Genomic DNA, 5,081 nt, shown 5'->3' with positions numbered 1-5,081 from the left:
GGGACAATTGTTAGTTTGGTTGTTAACATAAAGAAGCACCTCCTTCATTTGATACGTCTATCGTACCGGAGGTGCCTGGCTATTTGTATGCGTTATTTGATTACGGGCTTACTTTAAACATGCAAAAAAGCACTTGTCGCCTATTATAGACAATCAAGTGCTTTAAGTTTATAAATTTTCTAAGTTTATTAATATTTGCAAGTTTTATAAGTTATTTTAGTATTGACAGTATGACATCTTTTTTACCACATGGCAAGTGTAACGTTTAAACCCTTTATCTTGTTTAATCTCGTGTATTTGTTGCTTATGCCACCCATACAGTGGTCCTTGTAAGTAAAATGTCATCTCGCCTATTTTCGTTTTTATTGCTTTATTATTAAAATAGCACTAGCACTCCTTTATGGCCTAGCCTTCATGAGTTATTAATTCAAATACAAGGACTTATAGCCCATCCAATAGAGTATAATGGTAATTTTTCCAATCCTACAAATAGTCAACTACATTTAATATAGTGTCTTTTAATGCAACATAACTTAGTTCATTATAGGGCAATACTTCTTCGTAAATTTCTAAAAAGGCTTTTTTTAATTCTAATTCTCCATGTTGAGTTAAATCATCATCGTTATCGATTTTTTCAATTAATTCAAAAAATCTACCTAGCTTTATACATAAGTTCGAATCAATATTTTCATTTGCATCAACTTGGTAAACTACATCTGGTATTAAATGATTACTAGCATTATAAATCAAAATTCCCACCATCTCATTATTCTGTAAAAGAACAGAAAAGTCTGAGGTTATCTTTACTTCAATGGAGAGGTTTGCTCTGTCCCATTTTTCAGAATAGGATAGTAAATTATCCTCTTCAATATAGTACTCGGTAAAATCCGATAAATTACATTCGAAATTCCTTTCCTCACTTACTTTGATGTTCCCCTCTCTCTCTTCTAATAAGACTTTATCCATTTTCCCACTTTTTACTATTATTGGTTCGTTTAACTTTATTACTGCTCCTATAAAATTCAAATCTTCCTTATTAAATAATATAGTATCTGAATCAGACCACAGCCATTTAAAACTTCCATAACTTTTATTTATTAATTCTTCAATTTCGTCGTAATTTTTCTCTTTACCAATCCATATAATTTGACTCGATAAGTACCATCTTACATCAGTATTACTTATAATTTGTATATTATTAATATTTATTTTCATATTTTCATGGTAATATTTGCGTAGCAGGTGGCATGGTCCCCCCACTTGGAGTTGGAATAGTTCCATTTACAATTGCGTCATGTGTGACGGGCTTCCCTGGGTCTGTGGGCTTACCACCAAAGATTGCAGCACCACTTTTTCCTCTTGCTCCATCAGGTCCATAACTTGTAATTGTATTTCCTTTATGACTGCCTTTGCTTTCAACTATTACTACATTTCCTCCCTTCATATAAATTAGGTTCTGTGAATTATTACCTGCAACATAAACCGAATCAGGATTCGATAATATTTCCAATTCTTTTTCTTTTCCAAGTCTACCATGATAGTTACTTGCATATTTAATTTTTCCTTCATTGGCTTTTTTACTAATATCATTTGCTGATTTAGCTTGCTTTTCAAAACCTTTTGGTGTACCATTTTTATCCGTACCCTATGTTGTAATCTTAAAATCCGGCTAAAAAAATGAATCTATCTTAAACCTTTTTAAACTACTTCTTCCTCTTTTATTATCGGCAATTTATAGGCTGTTTTGTGCTTCATCATACCGTAAATAATATTTACAAGCGTTCTCATGATACAAACTAATGCTTGTCCCTTTGTTTTGCCTTCTTTTAGCTTCCGTTGATAGTATGCATGGAATACTGGGTTCCTTGGCAGCTTACTTCCTTTTGCCACCTGTACTTGCTGTACGGCTAAGTTGTAAAATAAAGCGTGTAGCGCCCGATTTCCCTGCTTGCTTTTTTGTTCCCTTCCTTTCCCACCAGAACCAAAGTAAACAGGCGCAATGCCCGCAAATCGTGCTAATTTGTTGGCATTTGGAAAACGGCGTACATCACCTATTTCTGCAATTAAAGCTGAAGCTGTAACGAGATCTATGCCTGGCATTGTGTCTAATTGAAAGTCTAGTAAACTCATTAACCCTTTTAATTCTCGTTCCACATAGCGCATTTCCTGCTTCTTAAATGAAATGTCTCGGACGATGCTCTTTACTAGAAAGTCTCGTGTTTCTTGGTGTTCTCTTATTGTGTTTCCATCCTCTTTCACCATCTTTAAAATTTCACTCGCTTTTTTCACCGAACATGTATTGCTACTGGCTTCTAATAAAAATATGGTCAATTGCTTAACAGTCACCCCTTCTAAACACGGTGGAGATGGATATCGTTCCCAAAATGCTAATGCTGTTTTTCCATCTACTTCTGAAAAAAACTTTTTATAGCTTGGATAGTGGTGACTTAATTGAATATGCAGTTGGTTCTTTAAAGCACCTTGTGCCTTGACTAATGCATTTCTTCTAGTGACTAGCTGTTGTATCGACCAATATAAATCATGTGGTTTAGCATCTGGTAACTGGTCTAGTTTGTTCACCAAAATTCTGGCTACACATTCTGCATCCCAGCTATCACTTTTTTGTGTGGTCATGTGACTTTTGCGTTCAGCATATGAAAGAGCTGGATTCACTTCTTTTACAATTTGCTCATGGTCTGCTAAATATTTAGCTAACGCTCTCCCATAACCCCCAACATCTTCTAAACCAAAAATAGGTGTCAAACCATCGTCCATATGTTTATAAATATCCAGTAAAAACGTTGAAAAAGCAGACGGTTTATTTTCAAACTTTATTTCATCTAGTTTCTCTTGCCAACAATTAATAATAACCGCCACATGGTGTTGCTTATGTAAGTCTACTCCCACATAAAAATGTTTCTGTCGTTCGTGCATTAACTCATCCTCCTATTCAATGGAATGAAAATGCTGGCAACCTTAGTTCGAGCGTTCACCAACTGGTGCGCATTGGTACGAAAGCCTATCCATTTTCACTGTTACATACTGACTTATAAGAAAATGAGCACCTTTTTTAAGTAGCCCTTCAAATTATTGCAGGGTGTTGCCCATTTGCTTGTATTTTTCTGTATGTATATATCCCTTGATAAAAACTTTCTCTGTCTAAAATGCGTTTCACTTGCACTTTCGTAAATTGTTTACCTTGAGCTGTTTTATATCCTTCTTCATTCAACCTATTTGCGAACGTAGACAGTGACCATTTCTTATGGAGCTGTTTTAGCTCAAACAACCGTTTAACTGCTTCTGCCTGACTATCGTGTATAATAAGTTCCTTATTACCCTTTTGTTTCATGTAGCCAAATGTTGCCCTTCCACCTGCATACCCACCTTCCTTTACTTTTTTATTTCTTCCCTTTGTTAGTTTTAACGAAATTTCAAGCCGTTGGTATTGGTCTAATAACTCCATTAAGCCGTTTACCAAAAAATCATTGGGGTCTTTCTTATGGATACTGTAAAACGGCTGTTCTATGCTTTTAATATCACAACCATATTTCTTCAACTCTCGTTGTATTAGCACCTTAACAATATCTGACCTCCATAACCGACTTGTGTTTAACACCAACACATACTCTATTTGGACAGACGAAAGGTGAGCCAACATCTCCTGTAAGCCCACCCTATCTATTTCTAGTGCTTCCTCATTCAGTTTGGCACCACTTATTCCTTCATCTCTAAAAATATGTACCAAGTTTAAGCCTTGTTCCTTGCAATATGCCTTAATTTCATCTTCTTGATATCTCAAGCTATATCCGTCTCTTGCTTGCCCTTGAGTCGAGACTCGTATATACCCAACAACGTTCAATTTCTCAACCTCCCGTTACATAAATTGTAATTTCCGTAACGCTTTTTAACGAATAGCGAGTATTATACGACCGTCTCAAGTAAAAATACAACCTTAAAAATATTTGACTATATAAAGCAAATAATTCCCTGTCACATTAACCATTGTTTATCGCCACGAGCTTTGTCATTATCGTTTATTTAGTCACTATTCCATACAAAACTATCTCCTGCAAGTAAAATATCATCTCGCCTAATTCTCACACTTTTCTTCCTAGACCACTGTTTACATAGTACTCCTTAATGGTCCAGCCTTCAAAAGCTCTCGATTCTCAAACAAATCATTTTCTTATTGTCTCACTCAAATATCAGTTGATTTAATATAAATTAAAGAAAAAAACCTCGAAAGGCATTTAGCCAATCAAGGTTATAACAATTAATTACTAGTGATTATATAGCATACATTAAACAATATTTTTTTATTTTTTAAATCTTGAATAAAATTACTAAGTGATATAGTGCCTTGAATAATCTCATAATCACCACCCTGATATCTAGCTAAAAACATTAAGGTATTAGTTGGAGATTGTTTAATTAAAAATTCTAATATTGCTACAAACTCTTTCGAATATTCTTTATGAATAACTAATGGAGTTAAGTTATAAATAACATCCTCATCGTCAATCCAATAAGGGATAGGTAATTTTTCTGACTCTATTTCAAAATCAGAGGTACAAAGTAAAAATGCATTTTTAACCCCATCCTCTTCTTTAACTAATGAGTACCAAATCCCTTTTGTTTGACTCATAAATTTCCATGTACAATCCAATCTCAAAGCCATTTTATCATCCACTTCATTTATTACTTCTATAAAAGAGAGAAATGGAATTGGTAATGGTTTATTTTGATTAACCACTAATATATTTACTTCAAATGACATAGCTATCACCTTTCTTACGGTAGAAAATCTTTTACCTTTTATATCCCAATTAGTATCAAACGAAGTCTTTCCATCTGTAGATTGTACCATCTGAACTTAGATGAATATCAGGATCATCGTATACATCTTTCACTACATCTACTGTTGCATCAAGTGCTCCTTTGGATGTTTGAGCTTTTATTAAATTTATTGAATCCCTCTCGTAACCATTTTTTCTTTAGTAGACATCACTAGCGTCGCATTAAAATAATTCCACACTAACGTTTAAACTGAATTTTCTGTAATATATTCCAGGCACGAAAAA

At 34.1% G+C, this 5,081-nt stretch carries 5 protein-coding genes; all 5 read right to left on the bottom strand.

The features are described 5' to 3' along the window. Positions 1–483: 483 nt before the first annotated feature. Entirely contained in the window at positions 484–1,281 is a 798-nt protein-coding gene (locus AMS59_RS23440) for a hypothetical protein (RefSeq protein ID WP_053486114.1), read from the bottom strand. Further along, positions 1,220–1,510, bottom strand: coding sequence for a hypothetical protein (locus AMS59_RS25675; protein WP_156304765.1), 291 nt, complete (start codon positions 1,508–1,510; stop codon positions 1,220–1,222). The genes AMS59_RS23440 and AMS59_RS25675 overlap by 62 nt, the downstream gene beginning before the upstream one ends. 188 nt (positions 1,511–1,698) lie before the next feature. Continuing rightward, the gene (locus AMS59_RS23430; RefSeq protein ID WP_053486112.1) at positions 1,699–2,934 is read right to left on the bottom strand and encodes an IS110 family transposase; all 1,236 of its coding nucleotides are present in this window, start codon (positions 2,932–2,934) and stop codon (positions 1,699–1,701) included. A 148-nt stretch (positions 2,935–3,082) separates the two neighbouring features. Beyond that, the gene (locus AMS59_RS23425; RefSeq protein WP_053486111.1) at positions 3,083–3,859 is read right to left on the bottom strand and encodes a recombinase family protein; all 777 of its coding nucleotides are present in this window, start codon (positions 3,857–3,859) and stop codon (positions 3,083–3,085) included. Between the two features lie 414 nt (positions 3,860–4,273). Then, entirely contained in the window at positions 4,274–4,777 is a 504-nt protein-coding gene (locus tag AMS59_RS23420) for a hypothetical protein (RefSeq protein ID WP_053486110.1), read from the bottom strand. Positions 4,778–5,081 lie beyond the last annotated feature (304 nt).

It is taken from the genome of Lysinibacillus sp. FJAT-14745 (assembly GCF_001275675.1).
GTDB lineage: Bacteria > Bacillota > Bacilli > Bacillales_A > Planococcaceae > Lysinibacillus.
Note: the sequence above shows the minus strand (reverse complement) of the source record. Positions and strands in the feature narration are given on the sequence as shown.